We start from the raw sequence: 26,259 nt of genomic DNA, 5'->3' as shown, positions 1-26,259 counted from the left end.
CGGATCGGGGCGGGCGCGTCAGCCATGGCCGGCCTCCCGCGCTTCCTTGGCGTCGAGCTTGGCATCGACCGCGTCGATCAGCGGGCGGTCGGGTTTTTCGGTGATCCCGGCCATCAGCAGGCCAAGTTCGGTCTGGTCGGTCTCGGCGGGGTCGCGGACGCCCATGATGCGGCCGTCGAACATCACCGCGATCCTGTCCGACAGCGAAAAGATCTCGTCCAGTTCGACGGACACCAGCAGGATCGCCTTGCCCGCGTCGCGCAGGCGCACGATCTGCTGGTGGATGAACTCGATGGCGCCGATGTCGACGCCGCGGGTGGGCTGGCCGACCAGCAGGATATCGGGATTGCGTTCGATCTCGCGCGCCAGCACGATCTTCTGCTGGTTGCCGCCGGAAAAGTTGCGCGCCGCGAGGGTCGGGTCGGGCGGGCGGACGTCGAAGCGGTCCATCTTGGCCGCCGCATCGGCACGGATCGCGGCATTGTCCATCAGCAGGCCCTTTTGCAGGGCCGGGTCGCGGTGGTAGCCGAAGGCGGTATTCTCCCACGCGGTGTAGGGCATGATCAGCCCCTCGTGCTGGCGGTCCTCGGGGACGTGGGCGATGCCGCAGGCACGGCGGCTCTGGCCGTCCGATCCGGGACCCGAAAGCGGCATTGCTGCGCCGTTGACGCGGACCGTGCCGGTGGCTGTGGCATAGCCGCCCAGCACCTCGAGCAATTCCGACTGGCCATTGCCCGCCACCCCGGCGATGCCGAGAATCTCGCCGGCTCGGACCTCGAGGTCGATGCCGCGAAGGCGCTCGACGCCCTTGTCGTCGACAAGGCGCAGGTTCTCGACCTCCAGCACTTTTGCGCCGGGTTTCGCGGGCGTCTTGTCGACGCGCAGCAGCACCTTGCGGCCCACCATCAGCTCGGCCAGCTGTTCGGGGCTGGTCTCGGCGGTCTTGACGGTCGCGGTCATCTCGCCGCGGCGCATCACCGACACGGTGTCGGTGATCTCCATGATCTCGCGCAGCTTGTGGGTGATGAGGATGATCGTCTTGCCCTCGGCCCGCAGGTTGTCGAGGATGCGGAACAGGTGATCGGCCTCGGCCGGAGTGAGAACGCCGGTGGGTTCGTCGAGGATCAGGATATCCGCCTCGCGGTAGAGCGCCTTGAGGATCTCGACTCGCTGCTGGTGGCCGACGCTGAGGTGCTGCACCTGCGTGTCCGGATCGACCGACAGCTCGTATTCCGCGGCAAGCTGTTTGAGCACGCCGCGCGCCTTTGCGAGGCTCGGGCGCAGCAGCCCGCCGTCCTCGGCGCCGAGGATGACGTTTTCCAGCACGGTGAAATTCTGCACCAGCTTGAAATGCTGGAAGACCATGCCGATGCCGGCGCGGATCGCGGCCTGGCTGTCGGGAATCTCGGTCTTTTTGCCGGAGATGAAGACCTCGCCCGCATCGGCCTTGTAAAAGCCGTAGAGGATCGACATCAGCGTCGACTTGCCCGCGCCGTTCTCACCGATGATGCCGTGGATCGTGCCCGGCATCACCCGCATTGAAATGTCCTTGTTCGCCTGCACCGGGCCAAAGGCCTTGGAAATGCCCTTGAGTTCGATGGCCGGTGCGTCGGCGGGGGAATGGGGGGACATGGCGTGCTCCGTCAGGCCGTTTTGATGGGGCCGGATGTGACAAGGGCCGCACCGCCGTGGCGCGGCCCTTGCGAAGGGGCGATGCCGGTCTCAGTTCACCGGGCAGCTGTTGTCGGACATGTAGTCGTGCACGGTCAGGTCGCCGCTGGCGATCTGTTCGGCGGCCTGGTCCACGGCATTCTGCATGTCGTTGGTGACCAGCTGCGCGTTGTGCTCGTCCAGCGCATAGCCGACGCCGCCGTTGCCGACGCCCATGACGTTGATGCCGGTTTCAAGGTCGGGCCCGGCGGCCATGGCGTCGTAGACGGCGTTGTCGACGCGCTTGAGCATCGAGGTCAGGACCTGGCCCGGATGCATGTAATTCTGGTTGCTGTCGACGCCGATCGACAGGATGTCCTCGTCGGCGGCGGTCTGCAGCACGCCCACGCCGGTGCCGCCGGCGGCGGCATAGACCACGTCGGCGCCCTGGCTGATCTGCGCCTTGGTCAGCTCCGACCCTTTCACCGGGTCGTTCCAGGCGGCGGGGGTGGTGCCGGTCATGTTCTGGATCACCGTGGCATCGGGGTTCACCGCCTTGACGCCCTGCGCATAGCCGCAGGCGAACTTGCGGATCAACGGGATGTCCATGCCGCCGATGAAGCCGACGGTGCCGGTCTCGGACGCCATCGCCGCAAGCATGCCGACAAGGTAGCTGCCTTCGTGTTCATTGAAAACGACCGAGCGGACATTGGGCGCATCGACCACCATGTCGATGATCGCGAACTTGGTGTCGGGATAGTCGGGGGCCACTTCGCCCAGCACGTTGCCGAAGGCAAAGCCGGTCATGACGATCGGGTTGTTGCCGTTTTCGGCAAAGCGGCGCAGGGCCTGTTCGCGCTGCGCTTCGGACTGCAGCTCGATCTCGCGGAAAGACGTGCCGTTTTCCTGCGACCAGCGCTGCGCGCCGTTGAAGGCCGCTTCGTTGAAGGACTTGTCGAACTTGCCGCCAAGATCGAAGATCAGCGCAGGTTCGGCCAGCGCCGCGCCCGCCGACAGGGCCAGAGTGGCGGCCGCGCCGAGGAATTTCTGCATGAGGGTCATCATAGGCTCCCAGGTGTTGGATGGGCGACGGCGCCGCGCGCCTGCCGCTCTTTGGCTGATCGTCTCGGATCAGGTGCAATTAAGGCCGCAGGTGGCATGAAGGGTCAACCGGTTTTTCGGCGCTGCGGCGCGGGTTTGCCGGGGGCTTCAAGCTAACCTCAGGTCACCGCACGGGACATGAGCAGCGCATCCGTGGCCGGGCCCGCGTCCTGACGGTAGTAGCCGCGGCGGCGGCCGGTCACGGCAAAACCGTGGGCTGCGTAAAAGCCGCGGGCCGGGGCGTTGGTTTCAGCGACATCGAGGAACACGCGGGTGACGCCGAGCCGGACGGCGGCGTGCAGGAACTGCGTCAGGACGGCGCTGGCATGACCCTGCCGCTGGTGCGCGGGATCGGCGGCAAGCGCCAGGATCTCGGCTTCGTCGACCACCACCTGGCCCAGGCAGAAGGCCTGCGGCACGGCGCAAAGCAGCGTCGTGGGGCGGGCCAGCAGCTCTGCGAAGTCCCGCGCATTCCAGGGTTCCATGTGGGTATAGGCGCGGGCCTGCAGCGCCGCGAGGGCCTCAGGCGTCATCGAGCAGGACCGGCGGCGCATCGCGGGAGGGCGCGGCGTCGGCGGGCTTGATGTAAAGCGGCGCGGGCGCCGGGCCGGGACCGGCGGTCGCGGCGATCTGCGCCATCGCGGTGACGAGCGCTGTCGGAGACGGGGGCAGCACCGGGGGGGCGGTCAGGGTATCGCGGTGGCGGTAGTCCGGTGCACCGCCCGCGCGCCTGACGTAAAGGTGATCGCGGGGCGCTGGGACGGCTGCCAGGGCGTCCGGGTGCAGATGGTGGATCGCGTCGAAGGTGCTGACGCCGATGGCGGGAATCTCCAGCGCCAAGGCCAGTCCGCGGGCGGCGGAGACGGCGATGCGGATGCCGGTGAAATTGCCGGGACCGGTGCCGACGCCGATGCGGGTCACGGCCGGCCAGCCGGCGCCGTGGTCGGCCAGCAGAGCCTCAAGCATGGGCATTAGCGCCTCGGCCTGGCCCTTCGTCATGGCCTCGGCGCGCGCATCGAGAAGAGCGCCATCGCGCCAGAGGGCTGCGGCGCAATGCGGGCCGGATGTGTCGAAGGCAAGGATCAGGAACATGTGGCGGGCGCCGGCGATGCGAGGACGCCCGTCAGGGCGGAGGAGCAGCTCCTCGGTCCCTTGCGGGCCCTCCTCGCCGCAAACTTCAGACCGCGACCGGTCGGACTTCGGTCACTTCGGGAATGTAGTGCCGAAGCAGGTTCTCGATCCCCATCTTCAGCGTCAGGGTCGAGGACGGGCAGCCCGCGCAGGCCCCCTGCATGTGCAGGTAGACCACGCCGCGTTCGAAGCCGTGGAAAGTGATGTCGCCGCCATCCTGCGCCACCGCCGGCCGCACGCGGCTGTCGAGCAGCTGCTTGATCTGGCCCACGATCTCGGCGTCCTCGCCGGAATGTTCGGCATGGCCGTCACCGCCCTGCGCATCGTCCTTCATCACCGGCTGGCCGGACTGGAAATGCTCCATGATGGCGCCCAGGATCGCTGGCTTCACGTGATCCCAGTCGATCTCGTCGCCCTTGGTCACGGTGACGAAGTCGGTGCCGAAGAAGACGCCCTTCACGCCGTCCACGGTAAACAGCCGCGTCGCCAGCGGCGAGGCATCGGCGCCTTCGGCCGAGGGGAAATCGGCGGTGCCCATCTCGAGCACGGTCTGGCCCGGCAGAAACTTGAGCGTTGCCGGGTTCGGGGTGGATTCGGTCTGAATGAACATCTGCGCCGGTCCTTTCTCTGGTTGCCCAACATATGCGCGCAGCGGCCCGGCGCGTCAAGGTTTGGAACCGTTCTAAACTGGCGCGTCCCCCGTCAGCCAGTGAAAAGATCCGCGAACCTGTCGCGCAGCACGTTCTTTTGCACCTTGCCCATGGTGTTGCGCGGCAACTCGTCCAGCACCACGATCTTGCGCGGGTGCTTGTAGCGCGCCAGCGTCGCCGTGATCCGCTCAGAAATCGCATCCACGTCGGGTCCTTCGCCGTCCTTCGGCACGAGAACCCCCACCACGGTTTCCCCGAAATCCGGATGCGGCACGCCGATCACCGCCGATTCCAGCACTCCGGGCTGGTCGTCCAGCAGCACCTCTATTTCCTTGGGGTAGATGTTGTAGCCGCCCGAGATGATCAGGTCCTTGTTGCGCCCAACAATGCTGACGTAGCCGTCCGCGTCGATCAGCCCGAGGTCGCCGGTGATGAAGAAGCCATCCTCGCGCAGTTCTTCGGCGGTCTTTTCCGGCATCTGCCAGTAGCCCTTGAAAACGTTGGGTCCGCGCACCTCGATCTGGCCGATCTCGCCCTGCGGCAGGGCGTCGCCACTGGCCGGGTCGGTGATCTTGAGTTCGACCCCTGGCAGCGGAAAGCCCACGGTGCCCGCCCGACGCTCGCCGTCGTAGGGATTCGAGGTGTTCATGTTGGTTTCGGTCATGCCGTAGCGTTCGAGGATCTTGTGGCCCGTGCGCTCTTCGAACGCCACGTGGGTCTCGGCCAGCAGCGGCGCGGAGCCCGACACGAACAGACGCATGTGCCGGGTCAGGTCGGCGGTGAAGCGGTCGTCCGACAGCAGCCGCGTGTAGAAGGTCGGCACGCCCATCAGCGCCGTTGCACGGGGCATCTCGGCGATCATCCGGTCGAGCTCGAACTTCGGCATGAAGATAAGCGCGCCGCCCGCCACCAGCGTCACGTTGGTCGCGACGAAGAGCCCATGGGTGTGAAAGATCGGCAGCGCGTGCAGCAGCGTGTCCGCATCGGTGAATTGCCAATAGTCCGCCAAAGTCTCGGCATTCGACAGCAGGTTGCGCTGGGTGAGCATCGCGCCTTTCGACCGGCCCGTGGTGCCGGAGGTATAGAGGAAGGCCGCAAGGTCGTCGGCCTCGCGCGTGACCGTCGCGAACTCTTCCGACAGATCCGCGGCGCCACGGCTGAAGCTGCCCGAGCCGTCGGCGTTCAGCGTCCCGATCTGTGCACCGCACTTTGCCGCGACCGGGGCCAGCGCCTCTTCGCGGGCGCCGTCACAGATCAGCAGGCGGGCGCCGGAGTTCTCCACGAAATAGGCGATCTCGTCGCCGGTGTAGCCGGTGTTGAGCGGCAGGAACACCACGCCCGCCTGCGCGCAGGCGGCGTAGACCGCCAGCGCCTCGGGCGATTTCTCGACCTGCAGCGCCAGCCGGTCGCCGGGGGCGAGGCCAAGGCCAGTCAGCCGGTGCGCGAAGCGCGCGGTCATGCGCAGAAAGGCGTCGTGCGTCAGCGTGCTGCCGTCCGGCAGGTGCAGGAACGGCGTGTCGCGGCCGGCGTGGCGGCCGAACAGCGTGTCGTAAAGCGGGTTGGCCATGGGCGGCTCCTCAGGCGTCTTCGAGCGCGATGGCGGCCAGGCTGCGCACCTCGGAGGAGGCGGCAATGGTTCCGTCAGCGGCGAATTTCTCGTGGTTCTGGGTGATGCGTGCGCGGTCGTAGAGGTAGTTCACCATCACCCCGCCGGACTGGCGGCGTCCGTTCTCGGAGGTGTCCGCATCGGCATGGACATTGTGCACCTCGGCGCCGTTGCCGAGGTGGAACCGCGCCACCGGATCGACGGGGCGGCCATCGGGACGCTTGGCCTGGATCAGGTAATGCGCCGCAAGCGCCCGGGCGCGGGCGGCGTCGGCGCCGTCGAGGCTGCGGTCGTTGGCCGCCAGCCAGCGCGTGAGTCCCGGGATCGGCGACAGGGTGACGAAGGTCGAAAGCTTCGGCAGGGCGCGCGACAGGTCCGCCACCACCTGCTTGATCAGCGAATTGCCGAAGGAAATTCCCGCAAGCCCCGACTGGCAGTTGGAGATCGAGTAGAAGGTCGCTGTGTCGGCCTTCTCGGCCTCCAGCACGTCGCGACCCTTGGCCAGCAGCGCCTGTACCGATCCGGGCACGCCGCGGGTCAGCGCCACTTCGACGAAGATCAGCGGCTCGTTGGGCATCGCCGGATGGAAGAAGGCGAAACAGCGTCGGTCCTCGGGCTGTACCCGGCGGCGCAGGTCGTCCCAGCTGTCTATCGCGTGCACCGCCTCGTAGGCGATGATCTTTTCAAGGATCTCCGCCGGCGTTTCCCAGTTGATCGGACGCAGCACCAGAAAACCGCGGTTGAACCAAGACGCGAAGAGGTGCCGGAAATCGAGGTCGAGCATGGCGAATTCGGGGTTCTCGGGCAGCATCGCCAGCAGGTCGGCGCGCATTTCCACCAGCCGTTCCGTGGCGCCCGGCACTTGGTTCAGCCGCCGCGCCAACTCCTGCCGGTCGGGCTCGCAGGCGGCCATCAGCGCGCGGTAGCTGGCCTTGTCCGGCGCGGCCTCGAAGCTGTCGAGTGCGGCCCGCACCGTGGCGACGTCGATGCCCTGCGATCCGGTGAGAAAGGCGAAGAAGGCGCGTTTGTCTTCCCAGTCGAGGCTGGCGTAGCGGTCGAGGATCAGCCGCGCCAGCACCCCGCCCGACACCTCGCCGGAATTGCCCAGCAAATCGGTGCAAAGCTCTTCGATGGGCCGGTCGTCCCGCGCCGAGGAGCGGCGGTAGCGCCGTTCGAAGACGGTTGACATGAGTTCGGCCAGAAAACTCATAGCGCGGCTCCCATTACCATATCGGGCAGCCAGGTGGCGATGCCCGGGAACAGGCAAAGCAGCACGATGGCCAGAAGCATGCAGGCCACGTAGGGCAGGGATCCGGTCAGGATCGTGCGCAGGGAAATGTCCGGCGCGATGCCGTTGATGACGTAAAGATTCAGACCCACCGGCGGCGAGATCAGGCCGATCTCCATGTTGATGGTCAGCACCACGGCGAACCAGATCGGGTCGAAGCCTGCGGTGGTGATGATCGGCAGCAGGATCGGCGCAGCCATCAGGATCACCGCCACGGGCGGCAGGAAGAAGCCCGCGATGATCAGGAAGACGTTGATCGCCCCCATCAGCACCCAGCGGTTCACGTCAAGTGTGCCGATCCATTCCGCGATGCTTTGCGTGATGAAGAGCGAGCTGAGCATGTAGCTGAAGACGCCCGCCGCGGCGATGATGAAGAGGATCATCACCGATTCCCGCGTGCTGTCGCGCAGCACCACCCAGAGCGCGCGCGGATGCCACATGCGATAGATGACAATGGCGATCAGCAGGCAGAGCAGGGCACCGACGGCGGCGGTCTCGGACGGCGTGGCGATGCCGCCGTACATGGCATAGAGCACGCCGAGGATGATGAAGAAGAACGGCAGCACCCGCGGCAGGATCTCGAATTTCTGCCGCCAGGAGTAGTCGGTCGGTGTCAGGACAGCCGCATCTCCGGCCCGCCAGGTGGCGTAGATCGACCAGGCCATGAACAGCGCCACGAGCATCAGTCCCGGAAACACACCCGCGAGGAACAGCCGTCCGATCGAGGTTTCGGTGGCGATGCCGTAGACGATCATCGTGACCGAGGGCGGAATGAGGATGCCCAGCGTGCCGCCGGCGGCGATAGAGCCTGCGGCCACGCCGTCGGGATAGCCGCGCTTGCGCATCTCGGGGATGCCCATCTTGCCGATGGCGGCGCAGGTCGCGGGGCTCGATCCGGACATCGCCGAAAAGAGCGCGCAGGCGCCGAGGTTCGACACCACAAGCCCGCCCGGCACCCGGGTCAGCCAGCGTTCGAGCGCCTCGTAAAGGTCGGCGCCCGCCCGGGTCGAGGCGATGGACGACCCCATGATGATGAACATCGGGATCGACAGAAGCGCGAAATTGTCGAGCTTGCCGAACAGGATTTCCGGCATCAGTTCGAGCGACCGCATCCCGTCGAAGACGATCAGGAAACCGGCCGAGACGATCAGCAGGCCGATGGCCACGGACACGCCTGAAAAGAGCACGAGAATGGTGGTGACGGCGACCAGGGCGCCAAGAACGAGCGGGTCCATCAGAGGTCTCCGGTGGCGCGGGCGGTGAGGCCCTCGGCCTCGATCCCGAAGGGTTTGTCGATATCGGCGATCACCGCGTAAAGGTCGGCCAGCAACTGTAGCAGCAGAAGCGCCAGGCCGATGGGCAGAGACAGGTAGGGCTTCCAGAGCATGACGCCCCAGACCGTGTCCGAGCGCCAGCCGCGTGCCCAGGCGAAGTGCCAGAATTCATAGGCATAAAAGAGCATGGTCGCGATGATCAGCGCCGACAGGCCGAGGGTGAAGATACACAGCACCTTGCGCGCCTTCATCGGCAGCGCCAGCGGCACGAGGTCCACGTTCACGTGACCGCGCAGGCGCTGCACATACGGCAGCCCGATCAGCGTTGCGGCGATCATCAGGTAGATCACCGCCTCGGTCTGCCAGACGGTGGAGCCGTTCAGCACGAAGCGCACAAAGATCATCTGGCACACGATGCAGACCGCGATGACGATCATCGCGGCGGACACCCAGCCCGCCAGGGTCGAGATCGCGGCGACGGCTTTCAGGAACGGGTTATCACCGGTGCGCGCGGCACCTTGAGGGCTTGGGCCGGACATCTGGCCTCCTGTCGGGACTGTGGGTAAGGGCAGGGTGGGGCGCGCCTTGCGCGGCGCGCCCGCAGCGGGATCACTCGACGGACAGCGCCATGTCGAGCAGTTCCTGGCCGTTCGGCGTTTCCTCGACGAAGGCCTTGTAGGACGTCTCGGCAGCGATGTCCTGCCAGGCGGCGAATTCCTCGGCGGTCATGTCGTCGATCTCCACGCCGTTGTCGGCAAAGACCGTGCGGCTTTCGGCATCTTCCTTCTTGGCCTCTTCGAGATAGAAGGCCTGCGCTTTTTCCGAGGCGGCCATCAGCGCCGCCTGCTGCTCTTCGGTCAGGCCGTCGAAGGTGCTCTTGTTCATCAAGAGCGGCTGGTACATGAACCACAGCGCGTAATCGCCCGGCGGGGTGTAGCAGGCCACCTGCTCGTAGATGCGGTAGCTGACGAAGCTCGAGGACGAGGTGTTGGCCGCGTCCAGAACGCCGGTCTGCATGGCGTTGTAGATCTCGGCCGAGGACATCGACGCGATCGAGGCGCCGGCGCCCGCGAGCATCTGCTCGAACGCCTTGCCGGCGGCGCGGGTCTGCTTGCCCTGCACGTCGTCGGGCGCGGTGATGCAGCCCTCCTTGCCGGCGAAACCGCCCGCCAGGTATCCGTGCACCAGCACCATCACGTCATCGCCGGCCATGATCTCTTCGAGCGAGTCCATGAACGGGCTTTCGACCAGCCGCGCGGCGTGGTCGTGGTTCTTCACCAGGCCGGGCATCAGCGTGAGGTTGTAGGCGGGCTGCTGTCCGCCGGCATAGCTCAGCGGCAGCACGGTCATGTCGAGTTGCCCGCGGCTGAGCGGCGTGTACTGCTCGCGCGCCTTGAACAGCGACTGCGAGCCGAAGATGCGGATGTCGAGGTCGACATCGGCGGCGGCGACTTCGTCGGCGACGATCTGCGCGACCTGGTGGCGCACGTCCGAATTCGACCACTGGTGCGACAGGCGCAGTTCCGCGGATTGTGCGGCGGATGCCAGGCTCGCCGCGGTCAATGCAGCGATGGCGGTGGTTGCTAGGTACTTCATTCTTTCTCTCCTCCCGGATTTGACCCCGACCTCCTCCGACGGGGCTTGGCCGAAGCCTGACTCATTGCGCATGCGGAGTCAAACATCTTGTATACAAGAAATTCCATCTTGCCGACAAACATCTGTCTAACGTAGACTATCGCCATGGACAGACCGCACCCGATCGAGATTGCCGATGCCCTGGAAGAGCTGGTCTTTTCCGGCGAATACGGCGACGGCGACCGTCTGGACGAGATCACCCTCGCGCAGCGATTCGGGGTGTCGAGAACTCCGATTCGCGAGGCTTTACAAAGGCTTGTGGCCTCGGGGCTGGCCGAGCAGCGGCCAAGGCGCGGGGTCTTCATCCGCCAGCCCGGCCCGGTCGAGCTGATGCAGATGTTCGAAGCCATGGCCGAGTTCGAAGCCTCCTGCGCGCGGCTTGCGGCATCGCGTATCTCGGACGCGGCCTTGGACGACCTCGAAGAAGCGAACCGCCGTTGCAAGGCCGCGGTGGCGGCCGGCGACGCCGATGGCTACTACCATGCCAACGAGGTTTTTCATCACGTGATCTACCGGCAATCGGGCAACGCGGTGCTCGAGGCCGAGGCGCTGCGCCTGCACCGTCGCCTCAAGCCCTTCCGCCGGGTGCAGCTGCGCTGGCGCGGGCGCATGGCGCAGTCCATGGCCGAACACGAAACCGTCGTCGCCGCCCTGCGCTCGGGCGATGCCGCGATCGCCGCCGATACCCTGCGCGACCACGTGGCGGTGCAGGGCGAGAAGTTCCACCAGTTGATGGCGAGCCTGCGCACCGCGGCGCAGTAGGTGCGGCGCAGTTCGGCACGTGAACGCGACGTCACGGCGCAAGCTGCCGAAAAGAAAAAGGCGGCCCGGAGACCGGACCGCCCGCATTTTCCGTGAAGCCGGATCAGCCGAACAGGAAGTCGCTGTCGTCGAACGAATTGGCGTTTTCGCCAAGCACGATAACCGTGTGATCGGCATAGCTCATCGTGACTGATTGCTGTCCGTCGAACGTCGTGTTCGTGATGTTCAGGCGTTCGATATCGCGGTCCGTGCTGCGCAGGCCGACAAAGCGCAGCATGTCGGCGCCTTGCTCGAAGTCCTCCACCACCGTGGTGCCGTCGCCGAAGAGCGAATTGAAGAAGAATTCGTCGGCACCAGAGCCGCCAATGACGGTGTCATTGCCGAAGCCACCGTTCAGCGTGTCGTTCCCGGCGTCGCCGTGCAACAGGTCATTGCCTTCGCCGCCGTTGATCAGATCGTTGCCGTTGCCGCCAAAGATGGTGTCGTTGAAGCCGCCGCCGCCGAACTGGTCGTCGCCGTCTTCGCCATAGAGCAGATCGAAGCCTTCGCCACCGCCGATCGTATCGTTGCCGGTGCCACCAAAGATCGTGTCGTTGTTGAAACTGCCGCCCGAGCGGTCGTCGCCCGCACCCTGGTCGATATAATCGTTGCCGATGCCGCTGTTGAAGACGTCGTTTCCGTCACCGGCATAGATCGTATCGTCGCCCGGCCCGGCGCCGCCGCTGTCGTTGCCAAGGCCGCCGATCATCAGGTCATTGCCGGGTCCGCCGCCCAGGCGGTCGTTGCCGGCATTGCCGATGATCGTGTCGTTGCCGCCTTCGCCGGGCAGCCGGTCGTCGCCCGGACCGCCGACCAGCAGGTCGTCGTCGTTCCCGCCTTTCAGCCCGTCGTTGCCGTCGCCGCCGTTGATGGTGTCGTTGCCATCGCCGCCTTCGATCCTGTCGTCTTCAGTGCCGCCGGTCAGGATGTCGTCGCCTTCGCTCTCCTCGGTGCTGAAGGGCCCGCCCAGGATTGCGGTGGCGGTTACCACGGTGCCGTTCAGATCGAAGAGTTCGACATTGGTGTAGGTATCCGTGCCCTGCGCCGAAACGATGGTGATCGACCCGTCGTTGTTCTGCGTCACGGTGCCGACCTGGTCCAGATTGACGTTCAAGAGGGCCGTGTCCGTGCCGTCGCCGCCATCAATCGTATCGTTGCCGGTGCCGCCGTCGATCGTATCATCGCCGCCTGCGCCGTCCACGTCGTCGTTGCCGGCCAAAGCGTCGATGAACTCCGCATCGTCGGTGCCGAGGATATCGTCATCGCCGTTGCTGGGACCGGCCGGCGGCGGGACGTTACCCGCGACTGCATCGATCAGCTGCTGCTGGGTGTATGTGGTGCTCCCGACCCGGAATTGTTCGATGCCGAAGTAGGAGCTGATGCCCGTGCTGGCAAAGATAACCAGAGCGTTGTTGCCGTCGATCTCTGTCTTGCTGATGTTGTCGAGGGTGCTTGCAACGATGGCAAGATCGGTCCCGCTGTCGCCGAGATCCTCGATGATGTCGTCGCCACCGTTGCCGTTGATCGTGTCGCTGCCATCGAAAGTGCGCAGCCGGTTGCCGCCTGTGCTTCCGACGATGCTGTCATTCCCAACCCGCGAGCCGCGGATGTATTCGATGTTGCCGAGCTCGTCGGAAAAGGCCTGGCCGTCCCAGGTGCCGATCGCCGTCCCCGCTTCGAGATCGACCTCGAGAGCGGTGACGCCGTTGCGGTCATAGCGCACAAGGTCGAAGCCGCCCGCGCCGTCGATCGTGTCGTTGCCGCGACGGGGGTTGAAGATGTTATCGAGACTGTTGCCGATCAGCGTGTCATCGTTGTTGGAGCCGCGCACTTCGGGGATCACGCCGATGATCGTGTCGGTGAACACGCCTCTCTGCACGGTGCCGGCGTCCAGGTCGACCTGCACCGCGTCCGCAGAGTCGCGGTAATCGAGCCGGATGTAGCCTTCGTTCGCGGCCCCTACTTCGATGGTGTCATCGCCCTCGCCGGGCCGGATGGCGAGGAAATCGTCCCCGCCGATGACGGCAAAGAAACTGTCGCCTGTGGAGGTGCCGTGGATGCCCATCCCCTCGAGGCTCAGTTCGTCCCGCACGTTGATCAGCGTGGTGGTCCCTTGCGCGAACTTGTTGATCGTGGCGGTGTTGGTCCGGCCGTTGATCGAAGCTAAAATGCCGCTGTTCAGGTCGGAATGGTCGATGACAAGGTAGGAGTCGTCACCGCCGACACGCGTCAGATCAACGGTGTCGTTGCCGGTGCCGGGATTGATGACGTCTTCGCCCTGTCCGGGAATGATCGTATCGTCGCCACCTTCGGCTATGATCGTGTCATTGCCGATGCCGCCGTTCAGGACTTCGCCGTCGTCGAAGCCGATGATGAGATCGTTGTTGGTCACGGAAACCGTCGGGATGGCATTCAAGTCGATTGGGGACCCTGGCGAGAACGGGCCGCTCAATGGGTTGGAGATTCCGGTGACCTTGCTATTGAACTCATCGAATGCAGCGGCCGAAACAAGCTGAGGGTTGTCGCCGCCGAGGAAAACGACATGATTCCCGCCATTTTCGTCTTCGATGAGAATGATGAAAGTGGATTTATTGACGCCGCCGTCGTTCCAGTCGACCTTTGCCACCGTCACGAACTCATCGCGGTCAACCTGCCCGTCGATCAGCAATGTGTAGATTTCATTCGCATTGACCGGTGCGATGTTGCGCAGGCCGTCTTCGTTGGTTTCGGAGCCGAATGAGTAGTCCAGTGCGGATATGATCGGCGCGGTAACGAGCGATACGCTGGAGGACGAAAAGTCCTCGACAAGATCGTCATTGCCGAACGTGAAAAATATGGAATCGTAAGTGTATGTGGTCATGGGCTTCTCTTTGGTTCGAAACCACTTTCAGGACGTGGACCGCATTTCTGGCTGATCGCAAGCCAGTTCTGAAACGGATGTCGTGAAAATGGCATTAAGGCAAATTGACGGTCCAGCTTGATGGATTTGACGCGTTTCGCGCCCGAACAACTTTTCAAATGCTCAATGTTTGGTCAATCCCGCAATTCACAAAATTTGGTAGGTTTACGGGTGTTGATCGAGTCTGCGCACCTATTGGTTGATCGGTCGATCTCTCGACGCGACTGCTCAACCTTCGGGCGAAAATGGCGTTGCTGAATTGCAACCACTATGTCTTGGGACACATGGCGGGACAGGCCTTGGGTGCCGTCAGGCTTTTCACAACACGCCCCGTCTGTTAAATCTGACTCAATTATAAAAAGACAAGAGCAGGCATACAGGTATCATGGGAACGGGCTTTCGAGGCACGTTCGTCATCTCCTGGTCGCAAACGGACATAGACGGTCTCAAGGCCGCTCCGGTGTCATCCCTTGCAGTGGGGGCGGCATGGTCATGGAAGGGAGACGCGGTCCGGGTCGACGGGCCGACATCCTTGCTGCGACTGGATCAGGCGGATGGCGAGGCGGATATTCGCAGACGCGCCGCGCGGATGGTGCGCCGGCTGGTCGGCGCCGCCGTTGCGGACACACGCAGACCGGGCGACATCGAGGTGTCGCATCCGCTGGCGGACAGTTCCTTTGTCGTCACCGACGGCGCGCAAAGCTACACCGTCACGTTGATCGAGGTGGCGCCGGACACGGCCCCGCTGCTGATGTTCGTCGACGAACTGCCGCCGCGGAGCTGCGATCTCTGGATCGTGCACCACACGCTGGAGCCGCGGCTGATGCAGGCGGAAAGCGCCGAACAGGGCGGCGGGGTAATCTGTTTCACGCCTGGAACGCGACTGACCACCCCCGATGGGTTTGTCCGGGTCGAGGACCTGCGCGAAGGCGATTGGGTGCAGACCAAGGACAGCGGCGCGCAGCAGGTGCAGTGGATCGGCAGCCGCCGCATGTCGGGCGCCCGGCTTTTCGCGATGCCGCGTCTGCGGCCGATCCGAATCCGCGCCGGCGCCTTCGGGATCGAACGTCCCGACGAGGAATTTCTGGTGTCGCCGGAGCATCGCATGGTCGTGCGCGGCGCTGTGGCGCAGTCGCTGTTCAACACCTCCGAAGTGCTGGTCGCCGCGCGTGACCTGATCAACGGCAGTACCGTGGTTCTGGACAGCCAGGCGCGCGAAGTGACCTATGTGCACCTGCTGCTGCCGCGCCACGAGGTGCTTTTCGCCAACGGGGTCGAGACCGAGAGCTTCCATCCCGCCAGCACCGCGCTCACGACGCTGGCCGAAGGTGACCGCCTTCGCCTGCAGCGCCATCTGCCCGGCGTTTCCGAAAATCCGAATGTTTACGGTGGATATGCCCGTCGCAACCTGACGCCGTCCGAGGCGGCAATCCTGATGCACGAAGCGGCCTGAAACGGCGGCGCGCCGGCCGCGGCGGCACCCGGGTCAGTTCTGCAGATCGGCGGCGGTCACGCCCCAAAGCGCACTGCGGCGCGCCCAGCCGTCATAGCCGCCGGCCTGCAACTCGCACCAGTCCTGCGCGCATTCGCCCAGATAGGCGATGACGCCCGCGCGCAGCCGCGCCTCGACCGGCGCGGCAACATCGGGGCGGCTGCGGATGTCCAGCATATCCTCTTCGACGATGACCGTGCGCACGCCCGAGAGCAGCGAATAGTGTACCCATCCGCCGGCGCCTTCGCGGTCGCGCACCCGGCGCCAGTGCCCGTATTCGGCGGTGATCTCCAGCGGCATGTCGCGGCGCGTGTAGACCCAGTCGATACGGTGGGTCAGCGACGGGCCGCGGCGCACGTTGCCCTCTCCGGCCTTCATCGACACGAACCGCGGCAGCGGCAGGTTCGTGACCGGCCCGCGTTCTTCGGCGGCCTGCGCCAGAGACGCCCCGCACAGCAGGGCCAGACACAGCCCCAGTCCCCAAAGTTTCCTGATCATTCCCGATCCTGCCCAGAGATTTTCCGGCGGAGTTCTTGTGCCCCGTCCTGACTTCGGACACTGTGCCAAGACGGGGCGACAAGGGAAAGAGCGAGGAGCCGGGGCATGCCATCAAAACGTCTGAGTGTTGTCGTTACGCGACGCTTGCCGGAAGCGGTCGAAACCCGGTTGACCGAGCTTTTCGACGTGCGCCTGCGCGACGACGACACGCCGATGACCCGGGCCGAACTGGCTGCCGCCATGCAGGACACGGACGTACTGGTGCCCACCGTGACCGATACGATCGACGCGGGCCTCATCGGCCAGGCCGGAGAGCGGCTGCGCCTGATCGCGAGCTTTGGCGCCGGGGTCGACCACATCGACGTGGCCACCGCCCGCAGCCGCGGGATCCTGGTGTCGAACACCCCCGGCGTGGTGACCGAGGACACCGCCGACATGACCCTGGCGCTGATGCTGTCGGTGACCCGCCGCATCCCCGAGGGCCTGTCGACCATGCAGGCCGGGGACTGGACCGGCTGGGCGCCCACGGCCTTCCTCGGCGGCCGGCTGGGCGGGCGGCGGCTCGGCATCCTCGGCATGGGCCGGATCGGCACTGCGGTGGCGCGCCGCGCCCGCGCCTTCGGCATGCAGATCCACTACCACAACCGCCGCCGCCTGCGCCCCGAAGCCGAGGCAGCGGTCGAGGCGACCTACTGGGACAGCCTCGACCAGATGGTGGCGCGCATGGACATACTGTCGGTCAACTGTCCGCATACGCCCTCGACCTTCCACTTGCTCAACGCCCGGCGGCTCAAGCTGATGAAACCCAGCGCCGTGATCGTGAACACCAGCCGCGGAGAGGTGATCGACGAAAACGCCCTGGCGCGGATGCTGAAATCGGGCGAACTGGCCGGCGCGGGGCTCGATGTCTACGAACACGGCACCGACGTGAATCCGGACCTGCGCGCGCTGCCCAATGTCGTGCTGCTGCCGCACATGGGTTCGGCCACGCTGGAGGGCCGGATCGAGATGGGCGAGAAGGTGCTGCTGAACGTCAAGACCTTCGCCGACGGCCACCGGCCGCCGGACCAGGTCGTGCCGTCGATGCTGTAGCCAATCCGCGCCAGAATGACCGCCCTTTGTCCTCAACCGCCTGTGGAAACCGTGTTAACCTTTTCGCGTGGTGGGATTTCGGAGGGGTCGTGTTGATTCGTATAGCTTTGATTTCAGGCGCTTTCCTCGCTCTGACCGGGCCGCTTTGGGCGCAGGAGGCGGCCGATGCCGTGGCGCCCGAAAGCGCCACGTCCATCGACGCAGGCGCCTTCGAAGCCATCTCGGAACCCGTGGCCGACGCGCTGCGGGCCAAGGCCGAGGGCCGGCCGTTCGAAGCGCGGGACTGGATGATCGCCGCGGCCAACCCGCACGCCGTATCCGCCGGGGCGCGGGTGCTGCGCGATGGCGGCACCGCTGCGGACGCCATGGTCGCAGTACAGGCGGTGCTGGGGCTGGTCGAACCGCAATCCTCGGGACTGGGCGGCGGGGCCTTTCTGGTCTGGCACGACGGCGCCAGCGGCGAGATCACCACGCTCGACGGGCGCGAGACCGCCCCCCTGGCCGCGACGCCGCGGCTCTTCCAGGACGAGGCGGGCATGCCGCTCGATTTCTTCGACGCGGTGGTCGGCGGACGGTCGGTCGGCGTGCCGGGCACCCCGGCACTGATGCAGTCGGCGCATGACCGCTGGGGCACGGCGGAGTGGTCGGGCCTCTTCAACGAGGCCATCACGCTGGCCGAGGACGGCTTTGCCGTGTCACCGCGGCTGGCGTCGCTGGTGGCCGAGGATGCCGAGCGTCTGGCCCGCTTTCCCGACACCGCCGCCTATTTCCTGCCCGAGGGCGCGCCGATTGAGGCCGGACAGACCCTGACGAATGCCGCCTATGCGGAGGTGCTGCGCCGGATCGCGACCGAGGGCGCGGATGTCTTCTATACCTCCGACATCGCCACGGCCATCGTCGATCGCGTGCGCGGCGCCGAGGGCAACCCGGGCGTGCTGGCCCCCGCCGACTTCGCCATCTACGAGGTCAAGGAACGCCCCGCGGTCTGCGTGCCCTACCGCGGATACGAGGCCTGCGGCATGGGCCCGCCATCCTCTGGCGCGCTGACCGTGGGGCAGATCCTCGGTATGCTCGACCGGTTCGAGATGCCGGGCGTGGCCGATGCCGAAGCCTGGCGGCTCATCGGCGATGCCTCGCGATTGGCCTTTGCCGACCGGGGCCGCTACATGGCCGACAGCGATTTCGTTCCCGTTCCGGTCACCGGGCTGGTGGCCGAAGGCTACCTTGCGCAGCGGGCGGAGCTTTTGCAGGGCGACGATGCGCTGCCCGAAGTCAGCGCCGGCGATCCCGAATTCGACCACGCGATGAACTGGGCCGAGGACGAGAGCATCGAGTTCCCCTCGACCTCGCATATCTCCATCGTCGACAGCTTCGGCAACGCGCTGTCGATGACGACCACGATCGAGAACGCTTTCGGTTCGCGGCTGATGGTGAGCGGCTTCCTGCTGAACAACGAACTGACGGATTTCTCCTTCCGCAGCCATGCGGACGGCGTGCCCATCGCCAACCGGGTGGAGCCGGGCAAGCGCCCGCGCTCCTCCATGGCGCCGACGATCCTGCGCCGCGACGGGGCGCCCGTGCTGGTCGTGGGCAGCCCTGGCGGCAGCCGCATCATCGGCTACGTGACCAAGGCGATCATCTCCTACGTCGACTGGGGCCTCGATGTGCAGCAGGCGGTGAGCATCGGCCACGCGGTCAACCGCTTCGGCGCCTTCGACCTGGAAATGGGCACGCCTCTGGAAACGCTCGCCCCGGATCTCGAGGCGCTGGGCTACGAAGTGAACCTGCGCGACCTCAACTCCGGCCTGCACGCCATTGCAGTGACACCGGACGGCCTGCGCGGCGGCGCCGACCCGCGGCGCGAGGGGATCGCGCTGGGCGAATAGCTGGATCTTCCCGAAAGGGCGGGGCTGTCGCTGCCGCATCGAGACGTCGGGCCGCCTGTCGCATATGACCGGAACCGCGCGGGCCTGCGGTCATCACCAAATCTTCACGGTTCTGTCGTCCCGGCGACCACAGGTTGTTACCATCCCTGCAGAAGCTCCCCGGCGAAACAGCCATTAGGGAGTTCCACATGCCGCGCATTTCCTTTTCCCGCCGTCAGACTCTGCTGGGGGGTGCCGCGCTGGGCGCCGCGCTTTGCGTCCCGGCGCTCAGCCGCGCGCAATCGCGCCCGCTGATCACCCACGGCGTGATGTCGGGCGATGTCGCCCATGACGGCGCGGTCATCTGGGCGCGCGCCGACCGCGAGGCGCGCATGAAGGTGGAATGGTCCACCACCGAGAGCCTGTCCGACCCGCGCACAGTGCCGGGCCTTGCCGTGGGCACGCCGACCGATTTCACCGGCAAGCTGGCGTTGACCGGCCTGCCCAGCGATCAGGACGTCTTCTACCGCGTGACCATGAGCGATCTTGCCGACAACACCCTGTCAGAGCCGGTCCTGGGCAAGTTCAGGACCGCTCCTATGGGTAACCGGGACGTGAGCTTTGTCTGGTCGGGGGACACCGCGGGGCAGGGCTGGGGCATCGACGAGGATCGCGGCGGCATGACCACCTATGCCACGATGCTGAGCCACCGCCCGGACTTCTTCCTGCATTCGGGCGATACGGTCTATGCCGACGGCCCGCTCAAGGAAGAGGTCGAACTGGCGGACGGGACGATCTGGAAAAACCTCGTGACCCCGGCCAAGACCAAGGTGGCCGAGACGCTGGACGAATTTCGCGGCCAACACCTCTACAACTACACGGACCGCAACGTGCAGGCCTTCAATGCCGCTGTGCCGATGATCTCGCAGTGGGACGACCACGAGGTGACGAACAACTGGTACCCCAACGAGGTGCTGGCCGCCGACGACCGCTACACGGTGAAGTCGATGCAGACCCTGTCGGCCCGGGCCGCGCGGGCGTTTCACGAGATGATGCCGACGCGCCAGACCCTGGCCGAGCCGATGCGGGTCTATCGCAAGGTCTCCTACGGACCGCTTCTGGATATCTTCGTGATCGACATGCGCAGCTATCGCGGCGACAACACCGCCAATACCGAAGAAGGCGGCACGCCGTTCCTCGGGCCCGACCAGCTGGCCTGGCTCAAGCGCGAGATGATCGCCTCGACCGCAACGTGGAAGGTCATCGCCTCCGACATGCCCATCGGGATGATGGTGCGCGACGGCGACGCGGCGATGGAGAACGGCGCCAACGGCGACGGCCCGGTGCTGGGGCGCGAGCAGGACATCGCGGCCGTTCTGTCGTTCATCAAGGCGGCCGGCATCGCCAACACGGTGTGGCTGACGGCGGATGTGCATTATACCGCGGCGCATCACTACTCCCCCGACCGTGCGGTGTTCCAGGAGTTCGAACCGTTCTGGGAATTCGTCTCGGGCCCGTTGCACGCCGGGACGTTCGGCCCGTCGGACTATGACAACACTTTCGGCCCCGAGGTGCGCTTTGCCAAGCATCCCGAGGCGGGACAGGCCAATCTGCCGCCGAGCGACGGGCTGCAATTCTTCGGCAAGGTCGACATTGCCGCCGATACCGGCGTGATGACGGTGCGGCTGATGGACAGCGCCGATGTGGAGCTTTGGTCGGTGGAGCTGGAGCCGAAGACGGTCTGACCGGAGGCACGAAGCGCCTGACGGCGGGGCAACCCTGTCCACCGGTGCCGCCGCGGATACTCTGGCGGCGCTTGGACAACGATGCGGGCCGGTGAGGAAAACCCGGACCTGCGACATGTCACGGGCGGGTCAGGCTGCCGGCCTGACGCCGGAGCGATGTCGCGAAACGAACCGGCCCGCAGCATGCGGCGGGCCGGTCGATCCGTCTCAGCTGACATCCTTGTAGCTGATTTCCTTGACGTCCTTGCCGACCTTGTCGCGGCGGACCAGCAGGCGGTTGAGCGCGTTGACGTAGGCCTTGGCCGAGGCCACCACCGTGTCGGTGTCCGCCGACTGGCCGGTGGCAATCATGCCGTCCTCTTCGAGCCGGACCGAGACCGTGGCCTGGGCGTCCGTGCCCTCGGTCACGGCGTTGACCTGGTAGAGCTGCAGGCGCGCGGCGTTGGGATGCAGTTCGCGCACCGCCTTGAAGCTGGCGTCCACAGGGCCGTCGCCCTGCGCACTGGCCGAGACTTCCTTGCCGTCGATCTCCATCTCGAGCTGCGCCTCGGCGGGGCCGCCGGTGCCGCAGACAACGCGCAGGTTGACGATCTGCAGCCGGTCGGCCGCGCCCTCGGTCGTCGCGGTCACCAGGGCGAGGATGTCGTCGTCATAGACCTCTTTCTTGCGGTCGGCGAGTTCCTTGAACCGCACGAAGATGTCCTTGAGCTGGTTGTCCCCCACCTCGACACCCATCTGGCGCAGCTTGTCGCGCAGGGCGGCGCGGCCCGAATGCTTGCCCATGACGAGGTTGGTCGCCGAAAGGCCCACGTCCTCGGGACGCATGATCTCGAAGGTCTCGGCGTTCTTGAGCATGCCATCCTGGTGGATGCCACTCTCGTGCGCGAAGGCGTTCTTGCCGACGATGGCCTTGTTGAACTGCACGGCGAAGCCCGAGACGGTCGCGACGCGGCGCGAGATGTGCATGATCTTCTTGGTGTCCACCCGCGTGTGCCAGGGCATGATGTCCGACCTGACCTTGAGCGCCATCACCACCTCTTCGAGCGCGGTGTTGCCGGCGCGTTCGCCAAGGCCGTTGATCGTGCATTCGATCTGCCGCGCGCCGCCCGCCACGGCGGCGAGGCTGTTGGCCGTCGCCATGCCCAGATCGTTGTGGCAATGGGTGGCGAAGATCACCTCGTCGGCGCCCGGCACCTCGGCGATGAGCCTGCGGATCAGGTCGGCGCTTTCCACCGGCGCGGTGTAGCCCACGGTGTCGGGAATGTTGATCGTGGTGGCCCCGGCCTTGATCGCGATCTCGACGACGCGGGCGAGGTAGTCCCACTCGGTCCGCGTCGCGTCCATCGGCGACCACTGCACATTGTCGCAGAGGTTGCGGGCGTGGGTGACCGTGTCGTGGATGCGCTCGGCCATTTCGTCCTGGGTGAGGTTCGGAATCGCGCGGTGCAGCGGCGAGGTGCCGATGAAGGTGTGGATGCGCGGCTGTTTCGCGTGTTTCACCGCCTCCCAGCAGCGGTCGATATCGGCGTATTGCGCGCGGGCGAGCCCGCAGATCACCGAGTCCTTGGAGCGTTGCGCGATCTCGCTGACGGCGCGGAAGTCGCCTTCGGAGGCGATGGGAAAGCCGGCCTCGATGATGTCGACGCCCATGTCGTCCAGCAGCTCTGCGATCTCGAGCTTTTCGGCATGGGTCATGGTGGCGCCGGGGGATTGTTCGCCGTCGCGCAAGGTGGTGTCGAAAATCACCACACGGTCATTCGCGGGGGATGTGTCGGATACGGTCATGTCTGATATTCTCTCTCGATCTTCTCCTGGTGGTCCGGCGCGGACGAAGCCTCCTCTGAGCGGTCGCGCCGTGACGGCACGCTCAGAGGCGGATTAGGAGAAGCAGGCCACGCAGCAGCGCCGCGCCGGGGGCGCGGTTTGCAAATGCGATATGGGCCGGTGTCATCATGTGGCGCAGTTTAGGGAGGCTGCGGGCAAATGAAAAGCGGGAATTGCGGTAGATGGAGGCGGCGTTGCGGGATGCGCGTGCCGCGCATATGGAGGCTCTGCCTCCAAACCTCCGAGGTATTTTCGAAACCGAAGAAGGGAGGACCTAGGCGCCTGGTGAGGGCGGCGGAACAGGGCGCTTGAACCGGGAGGGGCGGCGGCTAGGTCCGGGGCATGGACAGGGCATTGATCATCGGCCGCAGCGGCGGCATCGGATCCGCGGTTGCGGAGGCACTGGAGGCGCGGGGCGTCTTTGTCACGGGGCTGTCTCGGTCGGGCGACGGTCTGGACGTGACCGACGAGGCTTCTGTCGAGCGGCACCTGGGTGCGCTCGAGGGGCCGTTCGACCTGGTCTTCGTGGCCACGGGCGCGCTGGTCATCGAGGGCGCGCAGCCGGAAAAAGCGCTGAAGGCGCTGACGGCGAAGGCCATGGTCGACCAGTTTATGCTCAATGCCGTGGGGCCGGCGCTGGTGCTGAAACACAGCGTGCGGCTGTTGCCGCGGCGGGAGCCCGCGGTCTTTGCGGCGCTGTCGGCGCGGGTCGGCAGCATTGGCGACAACCGGCTGGGCGGATGGTATTCCTACCGCACCGCCAAGGCGGCAGTGAACCAGGTGCTGCATGGCGCCGCGGTCGAGCTGGGGCGCACACACCGGCAGCTTTGCGTGGCGGCGCTGCATCCCGGCACGGTGGAGACGCGGTTCACCGAAGGCTACCAGGATCACAACCCGACGGTCACTGCGGCGGAGGCGGCGGAGAACCTGTTGCGGGTGATCGATGGGCTGGGGCCGGAAGACACCGGGAAATTCTTCGACTGGCAGGGCGAGGAGGTGCCTTGGTGACCCGTTTGGTTCTGGTGCTGGGCGACCAGCTGTCCGAGGATCTGTCGGCGCTCAAGGCGGCCGACAGGGACGGCGATATCGTGGTCATGGCCGAAGTCATGACCGAGGCAGAATATGTCGAGCATCACCCCAAGAAGATCGCGCTGATCTTTGCCGCCATGCGGAAATTCGCGGCGCGGATGCGCGACGACGGCTGGGACGTGCGCTATAGCGAACTCGACGACACCGAAAACGCCGGGTCGATCCCCGGAGAGTTGTTGCGGCGGGCCGAGGAGACCGGCGCAGAGGAGGTGCTGGTCACGCGGCCCGGCGAATGGCGGCTGATCGCGGCGCTTGAGGACATGCCGCTCAGGCTGCGGATGCTCGGCGACGACCGGTTCATCGCGTCTCTGGAGGAATTCGAGGACTGGGCAAAAGGCCGAAAGGCGCTGCGGATGGAGTATTTCTATCGCGAGATGCGGCGCAAGACCGGCTTTCTGATGGATGGCGACAAGCCCGAAGGCGGGCAGTGGAATTTCGACCACGACAACCGCAAGCCGGCGCCGGACGAGGTCGATTTCGGCGGGCCGATGCAGTTCACCCCCGACGAGACCGTCGAGGCGGTGCTGGACCTCGTGGAGGCGCGGTTCGGCGACAGTTTCGGCACGCTGCGCCCGTTTCACTTTGCCACCGACCAGGGCCAGGCGCGGCGGGCGCTGGCGCATTTCATCAAACATGCGCTGCCCAAGTTCGGGGATCTCCAGGATGCGATGCTGCGCGACAACCGCTTTCTGTATCATGCGCTGATCTCGCCCTATCTCAACATCGGGCTGCTGTCGCCGATGGAGGTCTGCGAGGCTGCCGAGGCGGCCTATCGCGACGGGCATGCGCCGATCAACGCGGTCGAAGGCTTCATCCGCCAGATCATCGGCTGGCGAGAATACGTGCGCGGCATCTATTTCCACGAAGGGCCGGACTATCCGCGGCGCAACGGACTCAACCATCAGCGCAAGCTGCCCTGGCTCTACTGGGGCGGCGAAACGCACATGCTTTGCCTGTCGAAGGCGGTGGAGCAGACCCGGGACGAGGCCTATGCCCATCATATTCAGCGGCTGATGATCACCGGCAATTTCGCGCTGCTCGCAGGGGTGAACCCCGCCGAGGTGCACGACTGGTACCTGCGCGTCTATGTCGATGCCTTCGAATGGGTCGAGGCGCCCAACACCGTGGGCATGAGCCAGTTCGCCGATGGCGGCGTGATCGCGTCGAAACCCTACGTGTCGAGCGGCGCCTACATCAACCGCATGTCGGATTACTGCAAATCCTGTCACTACTCTGTGACGAAGAAAACAGGGGAGGGGGCCTGCCCGTTCAACCTGCTCTACTGGGATTTCCTGACGCGGCATCGCGAGAGGTTCGAGAACAATCCACGCATGGCGCAGATGTACCGCACCTGGGACCGGATGGACGAGGATCGTCGAAAAACGGTTCTGAAAGAGGCGGACGCCTTCCTCGATCGGTTGAGCGCGGGCGAGGTCGTCTGACTCCGTGACCTGCCGGAAAATTTCTGATCGTTAATAAAGGTAAAATTTTCGAAAAGAACTTTTGCGCGCGTAAAGTGCGCGCTAGTCTGCGCGCCAAACGCACTGACCCGGACCCCGGACGATGAAACAACCGAAATTCCGCAACATGGAAGAGTTCGCCGCCGCCAGCGGCATCTCGCGTCCGACGGTGTCGAAATACTTCAACGATCCCGACAGCGTGCGGCCCAGTACCCGAAACCGGATCGAGGCGGCGCTGGAGAAATACGATTACCGGCCGAACATGTTCGCGATGAACCAGAATCGCAAACTGACCAAGAATATCGGCATCGTGGTGCCCTACCTCGCCGACCCGTTCTTTGCCGAGATCGCGCGCAACCTGCAGGAGAGGTGCATTCTCGCGGGGTTTCAGCCAACGCTGTTCAGCGCGCATGGCAAGCAGGCCTTCGAAAACGACATCCTCGATTCGCTGCGGTCGCTGAAGCCGGCCGGGGTGCTGATGGCGCCGCTCGGGCGGCGCAATTCCGACCGCTCGGAGATCGAGAAATTCTGCAAGGACGTGCCGACGATCCTTTTCGACAGCAATATCGACGGGGTGGGCGAGGCCTTTGTCGGCTCGGACAACGTGAGTTTCGTCTCGCAGACGGTGGATTACCTGACCCGCACCGGCGAATCGCCCTGCTTCTTCGAGATGACCGAGCCGGCCAACCCCAACGCCTTCAAGCGGCACGATGCCTACCTTGCCAAGATGGAGCAGCTGGGGTTGGAGCCGCACCTGATCCGGGTCGAAGGGCAGGGCTGGGATTTCGAGCGGGTGGGGTACCTCGGAGGGCTGTCGGTGCTCGACAAAGGGCTGCTGCCGACGCGCACTGTGCTGTGCTCCAACGACCGCCTGGCCATCGGCTTTCTCGCGGCCTGCTACGAGCGCGGTGTGCGCGTCGGGCACGGGGTGGAGAACGGCCTGCGGGTCGCGTCGCATGACGATCATCCTTACGCGCGCTACACCTGTCCGGCGCTGACCACGGCGGCCCATGACTACGAGGTGGTGTCGCGACGCGCGGTCGAATCGCTTTTCGAACTGATCGAATCGGGGGGCAGTCTTGGACAGCGGAAAGAGACGCTCGTGACCCCGCGTCTGGTGCTGCGGGCGTCGGCCTGACATTCAAAAATTATCGCGCGT

At 65.5% G+C, this 26,259-nt stretch carries 21 protein-coding genes; 8 read left to right on the top strand and 13 right to left on the bottom strand.

What is annotated here, in order from left to right; translation table 11 throughout:
- Nucleotides 1-18 precede the first annotated feature (18 nt).
- The 10 genes from DU478_RS13615 to dctP all read right to left on the bottom strand — a co-directional run bounded on the left by DU478_RS13615 (nt 19) and on the right by dctP (nt 10,296).
- Entirely contained in the window at nt 19-1,632 is a 1,614-nt protein-coding gene (locus DU478_RS13615; protein WP_114511517.1) for an ABC transporter ATP-binding protein, read from the bottom strand.
- A 90-nt stretch (nt 1,633-1,722) separates the two neighbouring features.
- Nucleotides 1,723-2,712, bottom strand: coding sequence for a BMP family lipoprotein (locus tag DU478_RS13610; protein WP_114511560.1), 990 nt, complete (start codon nt 2,710-2,712; stop codon nt 1,723-1,725).
- Nucleotides 2,713-2,870: 158 nt separating this feature from the next.
- The gene (locus tag DU478_RS13605) at nt 2,871-3,284 is read right to left on the bottom strand and encodes a GNAT family N-acetyltransferase (protein WP_114511559.1); all 414 of its coding nucleotides are present in this window, start codon (nt 3,282-3,284) and stop codon (nt 2,871-2,873) included.
- Nucleotides 3,274-3,843 (bottom strand): tRNA (adenosine(37)-N6)-threonylcarbamoyltransferase complex dimerization subunit type 1 TsaB, encoded by a 570-nt coding sequence (tsaB, locus tag DU478_RS13600; protein ID WP_114511516.1) that lies wholly within the window; start codon nt 3,841-3,843, stop codon nt 3,274-3,276. The genes DU478_RS13605 and tsaB overlap by 11 nt, the downstream gene beginning before the upstream one ends.
- Before the next feature lie 85 nt (nt 3,844-3,928).
- Nucleotides 3,929-4,492 (bottom strand): NifU family protein, encoded by a 564-nt coding sequence (locus DU478_RS13595; RefSeq protein ID WP_114511515.1) that lies wholly within the window; start codon nt 4,490-4,492, stop codon nt 3,929-3,931.
- Between the two features lie 92 nt (nt 4,493-4,584).
- Nucleotides 4,585-6,099 (bottom strand): malonate--CoA ligase, encoded by a 1,515-nt coding sequence (locus DU478_RS13590; protein WP_114511514.1) that lies wholly within the window; start codon nt 6,097-6,099, stop codon nt 4,585-4,587.
- A gap of 10 nt (nt 6,100-6,109) precedes the next feature.
- On the bottom strand, nt 6,110-7,348 hold the full coding sequence (locus tag DU478_RS13585) for a malonyl-CoA decarboxylase (protein ID WP_114511513.1): 1,239 nt from the start codon (nt 7,346-7,348) through the stop codon (nt 6,110-6,112).
- A complete protein-coding gene (locus DU478_RS13580; protein ID WP_114511512.1) occupies nt 7,345-8,661 on the bottom strand; it encodes a TRAP transporter large permease in 1,317 nt (438 codons plus the stop codon). The genes DU478_RS13585 and DU478_RS13580 overlap by 4 nt, the downstream gene beginning before the upstream one ends.
- Complete coding sequence (locus DU478_RS13575; protein ID WP_114511511.1) at nt 8,661-9,239, bottom strand: TRAP transporter small permease; 579 nt, start codon at nt 9,237-9,239, stop codon at nt 8,661-8,663. The genes DU478_RS13580 and DU478_RS13575 overlap by 1 nt, the downstream gene beginning before the upstream one ends.
- Before the next feature lie 70 nt (nt 9,240-9,309).
- The gene (gene dctP / locus DU478_RS13570) at nt 9,310-10,296 is read right to left on the bottom strand and encodes a TRAP transporter substrate-binding protein DctP (RefSeq protein WP_114511510.1); all 987 of its coding nucleotides are present in this window, start codon (nt 10,294-10,296) and stop codon (nt 9,310-9,312) included.
- A 144-nt stretch (nt 10,297-10,440) separates the two neighbouring features.
- Between dctP and DU478_RS13565 the strand changes: the two genes are divergently transcribed.
- Nucleotides 10,441-11,097 carry a GntR family transcriptional regulator gene (locus tag DU478_RS13565; protein WP_114511509.1) on the top strand — a complete coding sequence of 219 codons (657 nt, stop codon included), beginning with the start codon at nt 10,441-10,443 and terminating at the stop codon, nt 11,095-11,097.
- A 103-nt stretch (nt 11,098-11,200) separates the two neighbouring features.
- On the opposite strand, the gene DU478_RS13560 is transcribed toward DU478_RS13565, so the two are convergent.
- Nucleotides 11,201-13,996: a calcium-binding protein gene (locus DU478_RS13560; RefSeq protein ID WP_114511508.1), complete on the bottom strand. Its 2,796-nt coding sequence runs from the start codon at nt 13,994-13,996 to the stop codon at nt 11,201-11,203.
- Between the two features lie 424 nt (nt 13,997-14,420).
- On the opposite strand from DU478_RS13560, the gene DU478_RS13555 reads away from it, so the two are divergent.
- Nucleotides 14,421-15,488, top strand: a complete 1,068-nt coding sequence (locus DU478_RS13555; protein ID WP_199488342.1) for a Hint domain-containing protein — start codon at nt 14,421-14,423, stop codon at nt 15,486-15,488.
- 33 nt (nt 15,489-15,521) lie between these two features.
- Here the strand turns inward: DU478_RS13555 and DU478_RS13550 are convergent, their stop codons facing one another.
- The gene (locus DU478_RS13550; RefSeq protein ID WP_114511506.1) at nt 15,522-16,025 is read right to left on the bottom strand and encodes an SH3 domain-containing protein; all 504 of its coding nucleotides are present in this window, start codon (nt 16,023-16,025) and stop codon (nt 15,522-15,524) included.
- A 105-nt stretch (nt 16,026-16,130) separates the two neighbouring features.
- On the opposite strand from DU478_RS13550, the gene DU478_RS13545 reads away from it, so the two are divergent.
- The 3 genes from DU478_RS13545 to DU478_RS13535 all read left to right on the top strand — a co-directional run bounded on the left by DU478_RS13545 (nt 16,131) and on the right by DU478_RS13535 (nt 20,727).
- On the top strand, nt 16,131-17,117 hold the full coding sequence (locus DU478_RS13545) for a 2-hydroxyacid dehydrogenase (RefSeq protein WP_114511505.1): 987 nt from the start codon (nt 16,131-16,133) through the stop codon (nt 17,115-17,117).
- A 95-nt stretch (nt 17,118-17,212) separates the two neighbouring features.
- Nucleotides 17,213-19,003: a gamma-glutamyltransferase gene (ggt, locus tag DU478_RS13540; protein WP_114511558.1), complete on the top strand. Its 1,791-nt coding sequence runs from the start codon at nt 17,213-17,215 to the stop codon at nt 19,001-19,003.
- A gap of 188 nt (nt 19,004-19,191) precedes the next feature.
- Nucleotides 19,192-20,727 (top strand): alkaline phosphatase D family protein, encoded by a 1,536-nt coding sequence (locus tag DU478_RS13535; protein WP_114511504.1) that lies wholly within the window; start codon nt 19,192-19,194, stop codon nt 20,725-20,727.
- Between the two features lie 207 nt (nt 20,728-20,934).
- On the opposite strand, the gene DU478_RS13530 is transcribed toward DU478_RS13535, so the two are convergent.
- Nucleotides 20,935-22,512, bottom strand: a complete 1,578-nt coding sequence (locus DU478_RS13530; RefSeq protein ID WP_114511503.1) for a 2-isopropylmalate synthase — start codon at nt 22,510-22,512, stop codon at nt 20,935-20,937.
- Nucleotides 22,513-22,893: 381 nt separating this feature from the next.
- Here DU478_RS13530 and DU478_RS13525 point away from each other — a divergent pair, with 381 nt between their 5' ends.
- The 3 genes from DU478_RS13525 (at nt 22,894) to DU478_RS13515 (ending at nt 26,238) form a co-directional block, all read left to right on the top strand.
- Nucleotides 22,894-23,559, top strand: coding sequence for an SDR family NAD(P)-dependent oxidoreductase (locus DU478_RS13525; RefSeq protein WP_114511502.1), 666 nt, complete (start codon nt 22,894-22,896; stop codon nt 23,557-23,559).
- Nucleotides 23,556-25,082, top strand: coding sequence for a cryptochrome/photolyase family protein (locus DU478_RS13520; protein ID WP_233501260.1), 1,527 nt, complete (start codon nt 23,556-23,558; stop codon nt 25,080-25,082). The genes DU478_RS13525 and DU478_RS13520 overlap by 4 nt, the downstream gene beginning before the upstream one ends.
- A gap of 121 nt (nt 25,083-25,203) precedes the next feature.
- On the top strand, nt 25,204-26,238 hold the full coding sequence (locus tag DU478_RS13515) for a LacI family DNA-binding transcriptional regulator (RefSeq protein ID WP_114511500.1): 1,035 nt from the start codon (nt 25,204-25,206) through the stop codon (nt 26,236-26,238).
- Nucleotides 26,239-26,259: the final 21 nt, after the last annotated feature.

This window comes from Thalassococcus profundi, from assembly GCF_003344785.1.
GTDB lineage: Bacteria > Pseudomonadota > Alphaproteobacteria > Rhodobacterales > Rhodobacteraceae > Puniceibacterium > Puniceibacterium profundi.
Note: the sequence above shows the minus strand (reverse complement) of the source record. Positions and strands in the feature narration are given on the sequence as shown.